Here is a 15,830-nt window from a genome sequence, read left to right as displayed (position 1 = left end):
CGTGGCCGAGGGCCGGTCCGCGCTCCTTGGAACCGAGGCCTGGCCCAGAGCCGGGCGCGGTCATGCCGCGCGCCTCAGCTCCGTCGCGGCGCTCCTCGAGGACGCCGGGTGGCGGACGATCATCGTTCAGCCGCCCGATGGACCCGGTCTGCCGCATCGCCGGGACGGCGGCGGTGACGCGACCTTCGCCGAGACGCTGGCCGGGTTCGGACTCGCCGATCCGGACGGCATGCGCGCGGGGATGGAGGCATGGCTTGGCCGGATCGGGGCAGTGGTGCCCGATCTCGTCATCGGCGATCTGGCTCCGCACCTGATGCTGGCGGCGCGGGGGGCCTTCCCGACAATCGCGATCGGCAACGGCTTCTTCGTTCCGCCGCCGGATCTGACGCCCCTGCCTGTCCTGCCGGGGCTGGGCGCGCCACGGGTCGATCAGGAGGAGTTGCTCGCCGGGGTGAACGCCTGCCTCGCTGAGTTCGGCCGTCCCCCGGCCGCCTGCCTCTCGGCAGCCGTCGGGGGAGACCGGGCTCTCGCGCTGACGCCCGACCTGCTCGACCCCTACGCGGGGAGACGCGATGGCGGGGGCATCGGTGCGATCTTGCCGCCAAGGCTGGCCGGATCGGGCGGACGAGGGCAGGGCATCGTCGCCTATGCATCTGGGTCGGTGCCCGTCGCCTGCCGCATCCGCATCGCGGAGGCCCTCGAGAGCGCCCCGGGAGACCGCGTCGCGATCCTGCCCGGCTTGCCGGGGGACATCGCGCGGCGGCTCGTCTCGAAAGGCGTCGAGGTAAGGGAGGAGAACCTTCCGCTGTCACGGATTGCAGCGCGGGCGCGGCTCGTCGTGCATAGCGGCGGGTTCGGGCTCGCCGCGGCGATGCTGGCGGCCGGTGTGCCGCAGCTTTCGCTGCATACGGACGGGGAGAAGTCGCTGACCGCGTCGGCCCTCGTGCGGGCCGGGGTCGGCCGTGCCCTCCGGCTCGACCTGCTGCCCGGGGCGGACTTGATCGCTGCGGAAATTGCGGAGGCGGCAACGGACGAGGAGCTTGCGCGCACCGCCCGGCAACTCGCTCGCCGCCCCCGGAGCGATCCCCGCCCGGCGATCCTTGCGAACTGCGATGCGCTGGTACCGGACTAATCCGCGAACGGCTTCGGGCGCAGGCGGGTGCGGTGGGGCGGCGTCACCGGTTCGGCCGGTCCGCGCGTATAGTCCCGCTGCCACCCGGCCTCCCGCGCGGCGCTGCCCTCGCGTTTCAGATCGCCGAGGAAGGCATTGCGGCTTTCGGCCCAGGCGCGGTGGTCGGCATGGACCGGCGCGTCCGCATCGTAGTCCGACCGTGCAGGCTCCACGGTCTCGATCAGTCCCCGCGGCATGGGAAAGAGATGCGCGAAGGGCTCGCCTGCCTCGAAGGCCACGGTGGCGCCGGGCGTGGTGAAGCGCCAGTTCATCGTGATCCCGAACGGGGACCAGTCGGTCTCGACGATGCCGGTCAGCCCCTGGATATGCGGCTTGGGGCGATTGACCGGCCCCTGCAGCCAGAGATCGTGGCCGGGCGAGGTGGAGATCCGGCCGGGGAGCTGGAAGGTCAGGATGCCGGAGCCGAAATGCGACACCGCAAGGGGAGGACGCCGCTCGTCCTGCCCGAGGACGACGACATCGCCGGTCGCGGCGCCGCCGGTCCATGTGGCGACGAAGCGGGAGGGGTTCAGAAGCTCCCAACCATGGGCATTGGCTATGGTGAGGGGCAGGCAGCGATTGGCGAAGGCTTCGGGCGTCGCGTCCATCCAGACCCGCCGGGCGGGCGCCGGGCGCGCGCCGATCTCCCAGGATGGATCAAGCTCGAGACGCAGGCCGATACTCACGACGTCAGCTCGTCCAGCACACCGGCCGCGATCTGTTCTCGCATGTGGGCATAGCCGATGGCTTCGAGCTCGGCGCCGGCATGCCAGTCCATCAGGCCCAGATGCGGCGGGATCGGCGGAACCAGAAGGAGGTTGCCGCGCATCGAGGCCGTCGCCATCGCGCGCCGACTGGTGATGCCCATGCCCTTCTGGAGGATCTGCATGATGCGGGGGAAATCGGCCGGATCGTGGCGGCGCAGCGCCAGGTCCCGCGCGAGGCGGAAGCGCGGCGGCAGGCGGTCGTAACTGCTCGTCACCCGCCATTCCGTCGGCTGCGAGAGGCCGATGACGAGGTTCGGCCCCAGCTTGATCGCCTGGAGCGGGCCGACGGGAAGGTTGTCGATGACCCCGCCGTCGATCAGGATCTCGCCATCCTCCGTCACGACGGGCGGCAGAAGCCCCGGAAGGGACCCCGAAGCGCGGACCGCCATCCAGGCAGGACCGGTCCGGTGCAGGTGGACGTCGTTGCGCGTCAGCGAGGCGGAGACCGCAAGGACCGGGACTGGCAGATCCTCCAGCTGGACCGAGCCATAATGGTGCTTCAGCGAGGCGTCGAACGGGTGATGGTCCAGCAGGGCATGGATCGGCACGGTCAGCTTCTTCAGCGCGGCCGACCAGACGAAGATCTCTTCCGAGCGGCGCAGAACCTCCGAGGGCGAGAGGCCCGAGGCAAGTGCGATCGCCATCGCCGCGCCGCCGCTGGTGCCGGCATAGGTGTCGATCTCGACCCCGGCCTCGTCGAGCGCGCGGGCGACGCCGAGATGCGCGCAGCACAGCGCCCCGCCGCCGGCAAGGACGAGCCCGAGGCCCCGCCCGCCCACGAGCCGCGCGGCGCGGGCGAGGTCGGCCTCTCCCGCGATCTGGTGGTGCATGTGCGGATCGCGCCCTTCGAGCCAGCGCGCGGTCCCGGTGATGGCGGTGCCGGACCTTCGACGCAGGGCGAGGTGGCGCGCCTCGGGCCGGTGCAGCCTGAGCGCCTCGGCTTCGAGCGGCAGGATGCGCGGATCGGCATCCGCGTCGCCGATCAGGATCGCGGCATCCGATTCGGACAGGGCGGCACTGGCGAAGGGCGTCAGCTCCATGTCCTCGATCCAGATCGTCTGGCCGCCGCCTTCGGCCTCGCGGGTGTGGAACCAGCGGGCGATCCCCTCGGCGTCGTCGCGGAGTTCGGCAGGAAGATCTGCCGCTCGCAGCGGCGCCTTTCCGAACAGGCCGCGGGCGAAGGGCTCGGCGAACTCTCCCGGCACGGGCCGGTCGCCGGCCGGAACGAGCACGACGATCCCCGGCGGAGCGGGGGCGAGGCGCGGCACATGGGGCACCGCCTCGGCGAGGCGGGCGGCGAGGGAGGCAAGGACCCTGCTGGGCACATCCGTCTGACGGGCCGCCTCCTCCCATCCGTCCCGGTCGAGGCAGATGACCTCGGCGGTGCGGGCGGCCACGACATCCGCGGTGCGGACGCCGCCGGTAAAAAAGGCGATCTCCCCGATGGGCTGACCTTCGGAGATCTCGGCGATCACCCGACCGCCGGCGATGACGTGGAACCGTCCCAGCGTGACCAGGTAGAGCGCCTTGGCAGGATCACCGGCGGCGATCAGACGCTCGCCGCGTCGCAGCTTTCTCAGATGCCCGTGCTGCCGCAGCGCCGCCTCGGTTGCGGCGTCGAACATCGCGGCACCAGCGCGCTTCACATCACGGTCATGGGTCACCTGGGCGGAACTCGCATCGGGAGCTGACTTTAGGTAAACGCTATGTCCTCCCTTCCGCCGCATCAAGCGCGGAGATGCCGGGACGGGCTTTCACCGGAGCCGTACCCGGCCGCCTCTGTCCGCTGACGGTCCTCCTGCCGGAGCCGATCTCAGGGGCCGGCGGAGAACTGGATGGCGACGGCTGCGGCATAGATCCCGATCAGGAGGATGCTCTCGCCGCCGATCTTGCCCGGCCCCTGCCGCTGCCGCGCAATGAGGCCCCCGATCAGGATGCCGGTCATCAGGAGCGCTGTCGCGATCCAGTAGAAATCCGCATCGCCGACGGCGTGGTAGAGCGAGCCTTCCCGGTACGAGATGTCGGACGCGACGAGGAACAGCGTGTCGAAGGTATTCCCGCCGATGATGCCGCCGACGGCGAGTTGCAGCGCGCCGCGCCTCACCGCTGCGACGGTCGTCACGAGCTCCGGCATGGATGTCACGGTCGCCGTCGCGAGGGCACCGACCGTCGATCCCGAGATGTCCAGACGCTGGGCGAGTTCCGAGGCGGTTTTCGAGATGACATAGCCCGCCACGCCCATCAGCAGCATCAGACCGCCAAAGATCAGGAAGAGCCGCACGGTGCTCTGGCCGCGGCTCTCGTTATCCTCCTCGTCGGGCTCGTCCGCCTTGGTGTCCCGCGTGGCGACGGGGGTCCACATCGGATTGTCCTGCACGCGTCTCTGCGTGAAGAGGCCGCCGGCATAGACCAGCGGGATCACGAACGAGATCGGGTGAACGGCCCAGAGGGTGAATTCGGGCGACGACATCGCCAGGAACGGCAGCGTCAGGAGCACCATCAAAACGATGCCTTGGAAGAGGTTGCTCAGGTCGGCGGCGGCGTGTTCGAGGTTGACCTTGCGATAGAACATGTCGGCCACCGCCAGGAACAATGTCTGGGCCGCGATGCCGCCCACGCTGTTCGAGAAGGCGAGGGACGCATTGCCGTCGAGCGCCGCCGTCACCGAGACGATGATCCCGCCGAGCGATGTCGCCGCCCCCAAGAGGACGCCCCCGATGAGCGCCTCGCCCAGACCCGTCCGGTCGGCGATGCGGTCGGCAAGCCCCGTCATGCGCAGGCCCGCGAGGACGATCACGGCGCTCGCGGCGAAAAAGGCGCCCGCCAGGATCGACGACGAAAGGGCGTCCCACATGAAATGGCTCCGATGGAAAGACGGCGCCGGGCACATCATCGCGCGTCGGCTGGGAGGGCCACATCCCAACACGGACGCCCGGAAATGAACAGCCCCCCGCCGTGGGGGGGCGAGGGGCTTTCGTCTTTAAGGCGTCTCGACGCGAGGATCGGAATTTGTCGAGTGGCAGGGGGCGTAGCCGGCCGGCCCTTCGGTGCCGGGGCCGACCCGAGGGCCGGCCCCTATGAGACCTCAGCCCTTCAGATCGGCCGGCAGGACAGCGTCCGGCAGGTTCTGGTAGCAGACCGGCCGCAGGAAACGGCGGATCGAAAGGGTGCCGACACTGGTCGCGCCGAAGTTCGTGGAGGCGGGGTACGGCCCGCCATGGACCATTGCTTCGGCGACCTCGACGCCGGTCGGGAAACCGTTGGCGAGGATCCGCCCCGCCTTGCGTTCCAGCACCGGCAGGAGCGTCTTCGCGGCGTCCGCATCGCCGTCATCCATGTGGATCGTGATGGTGAGCTGACCCTTCAGGCCGCGCGCGATTTCCTCCATCTGGGCCGCGTCGCGGCACCGCACGATCAGGCCGAGCGGTCCGAAGACCTCCTCGCCGAGCGCCTCGTTGGACATCCACGTTTCCGCATCCGTCTCGAACAGGAACGGCGTGGCGGAGCGTTCGGCGGGCTCCGTGGTCACGATGGCGGTGACGCCGGCCTCCTTGCCCATCGCCGTGGCACCGTCCTTGTAGGAGGAGGCGATGCCGGAGGTCAGCATGGTCTGCGGGCCCATCTCTTCGAGCGCGCTCTTCGCGGCATCGCGAAGGGCGTCCGCGCCCGGACCGTCAAGCACCACGGCGATGCCGGGATTGGTGCAGAACTGACCCGCCCCCATGCAGAGCGACCCGGCCCACGCCTTGCCGATCTCGGCCCCTCGCGCGGCGGTGGCCTCGGCGAGAAGGAACATCGGGTTCACCGATCCCAGCTCGCCGTAGAACGGGATCGGCTCGTCGCGCTGCGCGCAGAGATCGTAGAGCGCGCGGCCCCCCTTGAGCGAGCCGGTGAAGCCGACGGCCTTGATGAGCGGGTGCTGCACAAGGGTCTGACCGACCGTCCGGTCCCCGCCCTGGATCAGGGAGAAGACGCCCTGCGGCATTCCGGTCCGCTCGGCGGCGGCCTGGATCGCCTCGGCGGCGAGTTCGCCGGTGCCGGGATGGGCGCCGTGGCCCTTGACGACGACGGGGCAACCGGCAGCCAGCGCGGCCGCCGTGTCACCACCCGCGGTCGAGAAGGCGAGCGGGAAATTCGACGCGCCGAAGACGGCGACGGGACCGATCGGACGCTGGATCATCCGCAGGTCGGGACGGGGCATCGGCTGCCGGTCGGGCATCGCGGCGTCGTGGCGCACATCGAGATAGGCGCCGTCCCGGATGTGTTTTGCAAACAGGCGAAGCTGGTTCGCCGTCCGCGGCAGTTCGACGGAGCGGATGCGCGGTTCGGGCAGGCCGGTCTCGGCCATCGCGGTCTCGGTGATCTCGTCGACGCGGGCCTCGAGTTCCTCGGCGATGGCCTCGAGAAATGCCGCTCGATCCTCGCGGGAGGTCGCGGCATAGGCATCGAAGGCGCCTTCTGCAGCTTCGCAGGCGCGGTTCACCAGATCCGGTGTGCCGACCGAGAAGTCATGCGCATCGCCGGTGGCGGGGTCGGACGGGAAGGTCTTGTCCGAAGCGACCCGTTCGCCGGCGATCAGGTGTTTGCCGTGGGGTTGATAGGTCATTGTGTCCTCGCAATCAGTCTCGGTGAATCGGCTCGGCGGTGAACGCCCCGCCCTGGTAGACGGCATCCGGCGAATCCGCGGCCGGCCGGGCATTGTTCGCCTCGACCTTGTCCCGGAAACGAGCGGAACTGTCTTTTGGTTGCCAACCCAGATAGCGCGACGCGGAATTGTCCCACCATTGCTCGTCGTTGTCCGACACGCCCCAGATGATCGGGCAGCCGAGCCGCGGCGCGCGGAAAACGCATTCGATCAGGGAGACGAAGTCGTCCGGGCTGAACCATGTCGCCATCATGCGGTGATTCCGGGGCTCGGGGAAGCAGGAGCCGATGCGCACGATCGCCGTCTCTTGGCCGAACTTGGAATGATACATCGAGGCCATCGCCTCACCGAAGCACTTGGAGACGCCGTAGAGCCCGTCGGGCTTCATCGGGTCCTCCACGGTCAGATGCCTGTCCTGCGGGTGATAGCCGATGGTGTGGTTGGACGAGGCGAAGAGAATGCGCGGATGGCCGTTCGCCCGGGCCGCCTCGTAGAGGTTGTAGACGCCGCGGATGTTCGCATCGCAGATCGGATCGAAGGGCTGTTCCACGGAGACGCCGCCGAAATGGACGATGCCGTCGCAGCCCGCGACGAGATCGTGGACGGCGGCCTCGTCGGCGAGATTTGCCCGGACGACTTCCTCACCGCCCTCGGCCGGATCCATCTCGGCGAGGTCGGACAGGCGGATCGTCTCGGCAAGGTGGCCGAGGCGGGTTCGCATGACCTGGCCCAGCCCTCCGGCTGCTCCGGTGATGAGAAGGCGTTTCATGTGTCGCTCCTAGTCAAACAGGCTTGGCAGATACATCGAGAAGAACGGCACGTAGGTGACGAGCATCAGCGCCACGATGATGGCCGCATAGAAGGGCAGGATCGTCCGCACCGCCTGATCGATCCTGATGCCGCCGACGACGCAGCCCACGAAGAGGCAGGCGCCCACCGGCGGTGTGCAGAGGCCGAGGCCGAGGTTCATCATCAGGATCACGCCGAACTGCAGCGGATCCATCCCGAGGTCGGTGACGACGGGCAGGAAGATCGGCGTGCAGATCAGGATAAGCGCCGCCATGTCCATGATCATGCCAAGGACCAGCAGCGTCACGTTCAGCAGCAGCAGGATGATGATCGGGTTGTCGGAGATCATCGTCACGCTCGTCGCCAAAAGATCCGGTACGCGGTAGAGCGCGAGAAGATAGGCAAACGCCGAGGCCGTCGCGACGAGGATCATCACGAGCGCGGTCGTGCGCACCGCGGCGACCACGGCGAGGACGAACTTGTCCCAGGTGAGCTCCCGGTAGACGAGGGCCGTGACGAGAATTGCCCAGATCGCGCCGAACGCGCCCGATTCCGTCACCGTCATCACGCCAGAGAGCACGCCGCCGACGATGATGACCGCGGTCAGGAGGCCGGGGATCGCGACGAGGAAGCTGATCCCGAGGGCCCGGAAGCCGGGGAACGGCTCGCCTGGATAGCCGCGGCGGACCGCGATGGCCCAGGCGACCACACCGAGGATCAGGCACATCAGGATGCCCGGCAGGATCCCGGCGATGAAGAGGTTGGACACGGAGACGCCGCCGGCGGCGACGGCATAGAGGATCATGTTGTGCGAGGGCGGAATGACCACGCCCGCGACCGAGGAGGTCACCGTGACGTTGACGGCGTAGTCCGCGTCGTAGCCCTTTTCCTTCATCACGGGCACGAGGATCGAGCCGAGCGCCGAGGTGTCCGCGACGGCGGAGCCCGAAATGCCGCCGAAGAGCATCGACGAGGCGACGTTCACCACGCCGAGGCCGCCGCGCATGAAGCCGACGGCGGAGGCGGCGAGGCGGACGAGGCGGGCGGCGATCCCGCCCTGCATCATCAGCTCTCCCGCGAAGATGAAGAACGGGATCGCGAGCAGCGAGAAGACGGAGATGCCCGACAGGATGCGCTGGAACGCGATGAAGAGCGGCAGGCCCTCGTAGAGAAAGCCGCCCACCGTGGCGAGCCCGAGCGCGAAGGCGACGGGCATCCCGGCGATCAGGCCCAGAAAGAACAGGCCGAAGAGAAGGGCGAGGCCCATGCGGTCAACCTTTCAGCGGATCCCGGCCGCGCGCATGCTCGGCCATGTGGTAGAGGGTGAAGAGGGCGGAGAGCGCGCCGCATATCGCCATCGGCAGCGCGCGAAGGCCCTCGGCGACGCCCAGCATCGGAATGCGGCGGCCCCATGTGTTCAGCGTCAGCTCGAAGCCGTAGACCGCGAGCGATACGGAAAAGGCGAGGACACCCACGAGCGCGAGCCAGCGAAGAGGCACGGCGATGGCGGCGGGCATCATCTCGCGCATGAAGTCGACGGAGAGGTGGGACTTGGTCCAGACCCCGACGGCCCCGCCCAGAAAGGTGATCCAGACAACCAGCACGAGGGCCAGCTGTTCGACCCAGGTCGGCGTGTCGTTCATCACGTATCGGCCCCAGACGAGCCAGCCGAAGATCACGATCAGCAGGGCGAGCTGCACTCCGGCGATGCCCATGCACACGGTCGCGACCCCGTGGAGCACGCGGTAGACCGGGTCGCGGGTCTGGCGTTCGTCGACGAGTAGCATGGGGATCCCCCTCATGACGCGAAAGGGCCGGGCAGCGCGCCGCCCGGCCTCCTTGGCAAGCCTCGGGTCAGCCCTCGCCGCCCTGGGTGGCGCGGATGTCCGTGATGTAGCTTTCGAGGTCCGGGTTCTCGGCGATGAAGGTTTCGTAGATCGGCTGCATCGCGTCCTGGAACGCGGTCGGGTCCTCGACGTCGTTCACCTCGACACCGGCATCCATCACCTTCTGGCGGCTCTCTTCGGAGCTTTCGGCCCAGAGCTGGCGCTGAAGGTCGGCGGCCTCGATGGCGGCCTGGCGGACGATCTCCTTGTCCTCGTCGGAGGTGGCGTCCCACGTTTCCTTCGCGATGCAGATGCACTCCGGCAGGATCAGGTGGTTGGTGTTGGAGTAGTAGCCCGCCACCTCGTAGTGATTGGAGGTGTCGAAGGACGGCCAGTTGTTCTCAGCCCCGTCGATGACGCCGGTGCGCAGCGACTGGTAGACTTCGCCGTAAGCCATCGGCGTCGCGTTTCCGCCGAGCGCGTCGACCATGTCCACGTAGAGATCGTTGCTCATGACGCGGAACTTCAGGCCTTCGAGGTCCGCCGGCGTCACGATGGGGCGCTCGGTGTTGTAGAAGCTGCGTGCGCCCGAGTCGAACCAGGACAGGGCGACGATCCCGGCCTCTTCCAGGGCCGCGGCGAAGCGCTCGCCTGTTTCGCCGTCCATCACCTCGTGCATGTTGTCGAGGTCGGTGAACAGGAAGGGCAGCGAGAGCACGTTGGTCGCGGGTACGATCTGGCCCATCGGCCCCATGTTGAAGTTCGCGAAATCGATGCCGCCATTGCGGAGCTGCTCGATGGCGTCCGGCTGATCGCCGAGAACGGCGTTGTGATAGACTTCGGGCTCGATCCGTCCCTCGGTGCGCTCGGCCACGGTCTCGGCGAAGCTGTCGAGGGCGACGCCGTTGGGATAATCCTCGGGGTGGATGTTCCAGCCGCGCCAGGATTCGGCGGCGACGGGCAGGGCGGTCATGCCGGCCAGAAGGCCGGCGATGGCGGTCGTCGTGAACGGTTTATTCATGATACTCCTCCTCAGGTAGTGGAGGTTGTATGATAAGTTGAGCCTGGTTCTGTCAAGCGATATGATGGGATCGTCAGAAACTGGAGGGCCCTTCCGCCGTGGCCAAGACCGCTTCCCCCCGTGCCCGCGCCCGCAACCTCGTCGGCAGCCTCGTCGATGCCCTGCGCGCGGAGATCGCGGACGGCACGTTCGAGCCCGGTGACAAGCTGCCGTCAGAGGCCCGCCTGACCGAGCGCTTCGGCGTCTCCCGGACGGTGGTGCGGGAGGCCATCGCGGGATTGCGCGCGGACGGCCTCGTCGCGCCGCGCCAGGGCGCCGGCGTCTTCGTGCTGGAGCCGCCGGAGGTCACGACTCCCTTTCATCTCGCTGATTACGAACGGATTTCATCGGTCATCGAGATGCTTGAGCTCCGGGTGGCCGTGGAGATGGAGGCTGCGTCCCTGGCCGCGGTAAGGCGCAGTCCGCAACAGGAGGAGGCGATCTTCGAGGCCGCTGCCCTCCTGCCTCGTCATGCCAAGGAGGGGCGTCCCACCAAGGAGGCCGACCTCGCGTTCCACCTCGCCGTGGCAGATGCGACGAACAACCCGCGTTTCCGGGAATTCCTGGAAGTGCTGGGCCTGTCGATGATCCCCCGCGCGGCGCTTACCATCGGCGACGCCCCCAGCCCGCCCGACTATATCGACCTGCTCTCCGCCGAGCATTCAAGCATCGCCGAGGCGATTTCTGCCGGCGATTCGGAGGCGGCACGGGGTGCGGCACAAGCGCACCTGCGCAATTCGATGGCCCGTTACCGCGAATATATCAGACGATAGCACCCAACTTGTCATACAAATCTTGACATCCAATCGGTCGCGCGGCTAAGCGGGAAAAAACCGCCGGTCAGATGGAGTGCACCCGATGGATCCCCAGTCAGTGAAGTCCGCCCTCGAGTCCGGTCTGCTGTCCTTTCCCGTCACCGCGTTCGACGAAGGCGGTGCCTTCGCGCCGGAGCCCTACAAGGCGCATGTCGAGTGGCTGTCGGGCTATCCCGCGAGCGCTCTCTTCGCCGCCGGCGGAACGGGGGAGATGTTCTCCCTGACGCCGGAGGAGATCCCGCAGGTCATTCGCGCCGCGAAGGAGGCCTCGGGCGACACTCCCATCATCGCAGGCTGCGGATACGGCACAGAGATCGCCGTCGGCATCGCGCGCGAGGTGGAGAAGGCGGGCGCGGACGGCATCCTGCTCCTGCCGCACTACCTGACCGAAGCGCCGCAGGAGGGACTCGCTGCCCATGTCCGCGCCGTCTGCAACTCGGTCGGCATCGGCGTGACCATCTACAATCGCGGCGTCTCGCAGTTCGAATACGAGACGGTGGCCGGGCTCTGCGATGAGTTGCCGAACCTCATCGGCTTTAAGGACGGCTCGGGCGAGGTCGGCCGGATGCGCCAGATCACCGCCCGCATCGGCGACCGCCTCGCTTATCTCGGTGGTCTGCCCACCGCGGAGGTTTTCGCCGAAGCCTACCTCGCCGCGGGCTTCTCGACCTATTCCTCCGCCGTCTTCAATTTCGTCCCGCGCCTCGCGATCGAGTTCTACGATCGCCTTCAGGCCGGTGAGCGCGGCCGCTGCGAGGAGATCCTGAACGACTTCTTCTATCCGTTCCTCAAGCTCAGGGACCGAAAGGCAGGCTATGCCGTTTCCGCCATCAAGGCCGGCGTCCGGATCCAGGGCTTCGATGCTGGCGCCGTGCGGCCCCCGCTGACCGATCTGACGGACGAGGAAATGGGAATGCTTGAAGACATCATCGGCGCCGAGAAGCGATGAAGATCGCCGAGGTCCATACCCACCTGCTCGATCACCGGCTGGAGGTGCCGTTCGAGAGCGCGTCCATGCGGTTCGACCGGCGCACGCATGTGCTGGTCGAGATCGTCTGCGATGACGGGACCGTGGGGTGGGGCGAATGCCTTGGCCCGGCCGGTCCGAACGCGGCGGTCGTGAAGGCCTACGCGGCCCGCCTCGTGGGGAAGAACCCGCTCGAGACCGAGAAGATCTGGGCCGACCTCTACAACGCGCTGCGCGACCAGGGGCAGCGCGGCCTCACGATCACGGCGCTCTCGGGCATCGACGTCGCGCTCTGGGATATCAAGGGCAAGGCCCTCGGCCAGCCCGTCTCCATGCTGCTCGGTGGCCGGTTCCGCGAGAGCGTTCGCGCCTATGCCACCGGCTCCTTCCGCAGGGACGGGGTGGACCGGGTGGCGGACAATGCCGAGGAAGCCGCCGGTCACCGTGCCGCGGGCTTCCACGCCATGAAGATCAAGATCGGCTTCGGCATCGCCGAGGACCTGCGCGTCATCGCCGCGGTCCGGGACGCCATCGGGCCGGAGATGCGCCTGATGATCGACGGCAATCACGGCTACGACACGCTGGAGGCCATCGAGCTCGGACGCCGGGCGCATGCATTCGACATCGACTGGTTCGAGGAGCCGGTCGTTCCGGAGCATCTGTCCGCCTACCGCGAGCTTCGTTCCCGCCAGCCCATCCCGATTGCCGGGGGAGAGACCTGGCACACCCGCTGGGGTTTCCGCGAGGCGCTCGAGACCCGCGCGGTGGACATCGCCCAGCCGGATCTCTGCGGGTGCGGCGGGTTCACCGAAATGCGCCGCATCGCAGATCAGGCCGCGCTCCACGGCGTCCGCCTCGTGCCTCATGTCTGGGGCACGGCCATCCAGATCGCGGCCTCCCTGCAATGGATGGCGGCGATGGTGCCGAGCCCTGTCCGTCGGGACCCTATCGAACCCATTCTCGAATTCGACCGGACCCATAACCCGTTCCGCCAGGCGGTGATCACGGCGCCGATCGAGCACGAGGGCGGTGTCGTCGCGATCCCGGACGCTCCCGGCCTCGGCATCGAGGTGAATCGCGACGCGCTGGCGGAATTCGCGCTGAAGGAGGTCTGAATGACCATCGACCGCAAGCTGACCGGAACGCCGCCCGCCACCCGTCTGCCGGAGGGCGCGGTGGACACGCAGATGCACATGTATCTCCCCGGCTTTCCGGCCGTCGAGGGCGGCCCGCCGAATCCGCCGGGCGAGCTTCCGGGGCCCGATCAGTATCGCGTCGTCATGGACTGGCTTGGAATCGACCGGGTCGTGATCACGCAGGGAAACGCGCAGCAGAAGGACCACGGCAACCTTCTGGCCTGCCTTGCCGAAATGGGCGATGTCGCCCGCGGTATCGCCTGCATCGACGAATCCACGAGCGAGGCGGAACTGGATCGTCTTGCCGAGGCAGGCGTCGTCGGGGCGCGCATCATGGACCTGCCGGGCGGCGCCGTTCCCCTGTCCCGGCTCGAGGCGGTCGCCGAACGGGCGCGTGCGCGCGCCTGGCTGATGACGGTTCAGTTCGACGGCTCGCGTGTCGAGGAGGAGGAGCACCGCCTTGCCGCCCTGACGCAGCCATGGATTCTCGATCACCACGCCAAGATCTTCGACGGTCCGACGCCGGGCCGAAGGGCCGCGATCAAGCGCCTGCTCGACACCGGTTACTGCTACTTCAAGTTTGCCGGGTGCTACGAGAGCAGCAGCGCCGGCGCGCCGGGGTACGAGGATGTCGCCGAGGTCGCCCGCGAGATGGCGGACCACGCCCCCGAGCGCATCATCTGGGGAACGAACTGGCCGCACAACATGTCCAAGACCACGGAAGACTATCCCGACGACGCTGCGCTTCTGGATACGGTTCTGGACTGGTTTCCCTCGGACGAGGCGCGGACGCTGGCACTGGTGGATACCCCCCACCGGCTGTTCTTCGATCCGCGATAGGCCGCGATCCTCGGGGCAGGGCGTCCCGGCGCCCTGTCCCGTCGCGGGTGTGGTGCCGTCCGCCGCCCCTCCGGAGCTTCGGAGCGATCCTGACGTCCCGGGGGTCAAAACCCACGGCGGATATCGGGATGTGAATTTGAACGATCCTGCCAGATAATTGGGTCAAATGACCCAAAATGGCCGTGCCGTCTGAAGGATATTGTGCTGCTTTCCCACCAATGGTGGGTCAGGCTGCCACCAGTGCAGACCTGACCACCGGAGGTGTTCCCCATGGCGACCGATAGCGCAGCCCCGTTCGATGTCTTCGAGGCGGAGATCGCAGGCCTCGGACGCGAGGGAGTGCGGGACGGCGTCATCGGTGACGGGACCAGTTTCGAGACGCCCTTCGGCACACGGTCCATGATCTACGCGGACCACGTCGCCTCCGGCCGCGCCCTGATGCCGGTGGAGCGGTTCGTGATGGAGAAGGTCCTGCCGATCTACTCCAACAGCCATACCGAAGCGTCGCATTGCGGCCGTCAGATCACCCGCATGCGCAAGGCGGCGCGGGACGTGGTGGCGCGCGAAACGGGCGCCGGCACCGGCGATCACGTCGTCTTCTGCGGCAACGGCGCCACGGCCGGCCTGAATCGCCTCGTCCTGCTCCTGCGCTGCGCCGAGCGGGTGGCGTCCGGCGAGCGCGTCGTCGTTCTGATCGGCCCGTACGAGCACCATTCGAACATCCTGCCCTGGCGGGAGAGCGGGGCCGAGGTCATCGAGATCGCCGAGGCGCCCGGGGGCGGCCCCGATCTCGGAGCGCTGGAGGAGGCGCTGGGCGCGGCGGGGGACGCCGATCTGGTCGTCGGCGCCTTTTCCGCCGCCTCGAACGTCACCGGCCGCCTTTCCCCGGTCGCCGAGGTGACGCGGCTCCTGAAGTCCTTCGGCGCGCTTGCGATCTGGGATTATGCCTGCGGAGCTCCCTACCTTCCGATGTCCATGACCCCGGAACAGGACGCGCCGATCGATGCCATCGTCTTCTCGCCGCACAAGTTTCTCGGCGGGCCGGGGGGTTCCGGCGTTCTCGTCCTGCGGCGCGAGATGGATCAGGGCCAGCGGCCCACGGCGCCCGGCGGCGGGACGGTGTCCTTCGTGTCGCCCTGGTCGCACACCTATCTTCCGTCCCTCGCGGCGCGCGAAGAGGCCGGCACCCCGGACGTGATCGGGGATATCCGCACGGCGCTGGCGCTTCTCGTGAAACGCGCCATCGGGCAGGACACGATTGCCCGTCAGGACGAGGCCTTGCGGCAGAAGGCGCTCGCGGCGTGGGCGGGCCTTCCGGGCCTGCATCTCATGGGCCAGGACGCAGACGTGCCTGCGCTGCCGATCTTCTCCTTCCAGGTCTTCGACGGGGAGGCACAGGTCCATCCGCAGCTCGTCACCCGGATGCTGTCGGACCATTTCGGCGTTCAGGCGCGCGGCGGTTGCGCCTGCGCCGGACCCTATGCGCACCGCCTGCTCCGGATCGATCAGGCCTCCTCCGAAGCGCTCGAGGGTCGCCTGATGCGGGGGGAGGAACTGGCCAAGCCCGGGTGGACGCGTCTCTCCCTGCACTGGGCGCACCGGGAGGAGGAGGTGGACGCGATCCTCGCCGCCGTGCGGGATGTCGTGCTGAATGCGCGTGAGCTTGCCGGCGGCTACAGAGCGGATCCGGCCACGGCCCGGTTCACACCGTCCGAAGCCGCCTGAGGCACGCTCCGTCCGCCGCGTGCACGGGCCCGCATAGCCTGCACAAGGCCGCCCGCGGCGCCGCACTCTTGCGTGATCCCCGATGCCGC

14 protein-coding genes are annotated in these 15,830 nt (G+C 68.3%); 6 read left to right on the top strand and 8 right to left on the bottom strand.

Features of this window, described 5'->3' with window-relative positions:
• Position 1 precedes the first annotated feature (1 nt).
• On the top strand, positions 2-1,132 hold the full coding sequence (locus tag DQG15_RS05705) for a nucleotide disphospho-sugar-binding domain-containing protein (protein ID WP_116083435.1): 1,131 nt from the start codon (positions 2-4) through the stop codon (positions 1,130-1,132).
• Here DQG15_RS05705 and DQG15_RS05700 read toward each other — a convergent pair.
• The 8 genes from DQG15_RS05700 to DQG15_RS05665 form a co-directional block, all read right to left on the bottom strand.
• A complete protein-coding gene (locus tag DQG15_RS05700) occupies positions 1,129-1,857 on the bottom strand; it encodes a DUF6065 family protein (protein WP_198665071.1) in 729 nt (242 codons plus the stop codon). The two genes, DQG15_RS05705 and DQG15_RS05700, sit on opposite strands and share 4 nt — an antisense overlap.
• Entirely contained in the window at positions 1,854-3,602 is a 1,749-nt protein-coding gene (locus tag DQG15_RS05695) for a patatin-like phospholipase family protein (RefSeq protein WP_198665070.1), read from the bottom strand. Before DQG15_RS05695 ends, DQG15_RS05700 begins: the two co-directional genes overlap by 4 nt.
• 149 nt (positions 3,603-3,751) lie before the next feature.
• Entirely contained in the window at positions 3,752-4,792 is a 1,041-nt protein-coding gene (locus DQG15_RS05690; RefSeq protein WP_116083431.1) for a sodium:calcium antiporter, read from the bottom strand.
• Positions 4,793-5,023: 231 nt separating this feature from the next.
• A complete protein-coding gene (locus DQG15_RS05685; RefSeq protein WP_116083430.1) occupies positions 5,024-6,544 on the bottom strand; it encodes an aldehyde dehydrogenase (NADP(+)) in 1,521 nt (506 codons plus the stop codon).
• Between the two features lie 13 nt (positions 6,545-6,557).
• Positions 6,558-7,352 carry an NAD(P)-dependent oxidoreductase gene (locus DQG15_RS05680; RefSeq protein WP_116083428.1) on the bottom strand — a complete coding sequence of 265 codons (795 nt, stop codon included), beginning with the start codon at positions 7,350-7,352 and terminating at the stop codon, positions 6,558-6,560.
• 9 nt (positions 7,353-7,361) lie between these two features.
• Entirely contained in the window at positions 7,362-8,639 is a 1,278-nt protein-coding gene (locus tag DQG15_RS05675) for a TRAP transporter large permease (RefSeq protein WP_116083426.1), read from the bottom strand.
• 4 nt (positions 8,640-8,643) lie between these two features.
• The gene (locus DQG15_RS05670; protein ID WP_116083425.1) at positions 8,644-9,159 is read right to left on the bottom strand and encodes a TRAP transporter small permease; all 516 of its coding nucleotides are present in this window, start codon (positions 9,157-9,159) and stop codon (positions 8,644-8,646) included.
• 67 nt (positions 9,160-9,226) lie between these two features.
• The gene (locus DQG15_RS05665) at positions 9,227-10,219 is read right to left on the bottom strand and encodes a TRAP transporter substrate-binding protein (protein ID WP_116083423.1); all 993 of its coding nucleotides are present in this window, start codon (positions 10,217-10,219) and stop codon (positions 9,227-9,229) included.
• A 98-nt stretch (positions 10,220-10,317) separates the two neighbouring features.
• Here DQG15_RS05665 and DQG15_RS05660 point away from each other — a divergent pair, with 98 nt between their 5' ends.
• The 5 genes from DQG15_RS05660 (at position 10,318) to DQG15_RS05640 (ending at position 15,741) form a co-directional block, all read left to right on the top strand.
• Positions 10,318-11,031 (top strand): FadR/GntR family transcriptional regulator, encoded by a 714-nt coding sequence (locus DQG15_RS05660; RefSeq protein WP_116083421.1) that lies wholly within the window; start codon positions 10,318-10,320, stop codon positions 11,029-11,031.
• Between the two features lie 85 nt (positions 11,032-11,116).
• Entirely contained in the window at positions 11,117-12,022 is a 906-nt protein-coding gene (gene kdgD, locus DQG15_RS05655; RefSeq protein WP_116083419.1) for a 5-dehydro-4-deoxyglucarate dehydratase, read from the top strand.
• Complete coding sequence (locus tag DQG15_RS05650) at positions 12,019-13,155, top strand: mandelate racemase/muconate lactonizing enzyme family protein (RefSeq protein WP_116083418.1); 1,137 nt, start codon at positions 12,019-12,021, stop codon at positions 13,153-13,155. The genes kdgD and DQG15_RS05650 overlap by 4 nt, the downstream gene beginning before the upstream one ends.
• Entirely contained in the window at positions 13,156-14,016 is an 861-nt protein-coding gene (locus tag DQG15_RS05645) for an amidohydrolase family protein (RefSeq protein WP_116083416.1), read from the top strand.
• Between the two features lie 270 nt (positions 14,017-14,286).
• A complete protein-coding gene (locus tag DQG15_RS05640; RefSeq protein ID WP_116083415.1) occupies positions 14,287-15,741 on the top strand; it encodes an aminotransferase class V-fold PLP-dependent enzyme in 1,455 nt (484 codons plus the stop codon).
• The last annotated feature ends 89 nt before the right edge of the window (positions 15,742-15,830 follow it).

Origin of the sequence: Tropicimonas sp. IMCC34011 (genome assembly GCF_003390865.1) — a bacterium.
In the GTDB taxonomy this organism is placed as follows: domain Bacteria; phylum Pseudomonadota; class Alphaproteobacteria; order Rhodobacterales; family Rhodobacteraceae; genus Tropicimonas_B.
Note: the sequence above shows the minus strand (reverse complement) of the source record. Positions and strands in the feature narration are given on the sequence as shown.

Excerpts from the sequence above, each read along its gene's own strand:
- kdgD (WP_116083419.1), top strand. The coding sequence starts at position 11,117 with ATGGATCCCCAGTCAGTGAAGTCCGCCCTCGAGTCCGGTCTGCTGTCC.
- DQG15_RS05690 (WP_116083431.1), bottom strand. The coding sequence starts at position 4,792 with ATGTGGGACGCCCTTTCGTCGTCGATCCTGGCGGGCGCCTTTTTCGCC.
- DQG15_RS05650 (WP_116083418.1), top strand. The coding sequence starts at position 12,019 with ATGAAGATCGCCGAGGTCCATACCCACCTGCTCGATCACCGGCTGGAG.
- DQG15_RS05670 (WP_116083425.1), bottom strand. The coding sequence starts at position 9,159 with ATGCTACTCGTCGACGAACGCCAGACCCGCGACCCGGTCTACCGCGTG.
- DQG15_RS05685 (WP_116083430.1), bottom strand. The coding sequence starts at position 6,544 with ATGACCTATCAACCCCACGGCAAACACCTGATCGCCGGCGAACGGGTC.
- DQG15_RS05645 (WP_116083416.1), top strand. The coding sequence starts at position 13,156 with ATGACCATCGACCGCAAGCTGACCGGAACGCCGCCCGCCACCCGTCTG.
- DQG15_RS05675 (WP_116083426.1), bottom strand. The coding sequence starts at position 8,639 with ATGGGCCTCGCCCTTCTCTTCGGCCTGTTCTTTCTGGGCCTGATCGCC.
- DQG15_RS05665 (WP_116083423.1), bottom strand. The coding sequence starts at position 10,219 with ATGAATAAACCGTTCACGACGACCGCCATCGCCGGCCTTCTGGCCGGC.
- DQG15_RS05640 (WP_116083415.1), top strand. The coding sequence starts at position 14,287 with ATGGCGACCGATAGCGCAGCCCCGTTCGATGTCTTCGAGGCGGAGATC.
- DQG15_RS05680 (WP_116083428.1), bottom strand. The coding sequence starts at position 7,352 with ATGAAACGCCTTCTCATCACCGGAGCAGCCGGAGGGCTGGGCCAGGTC.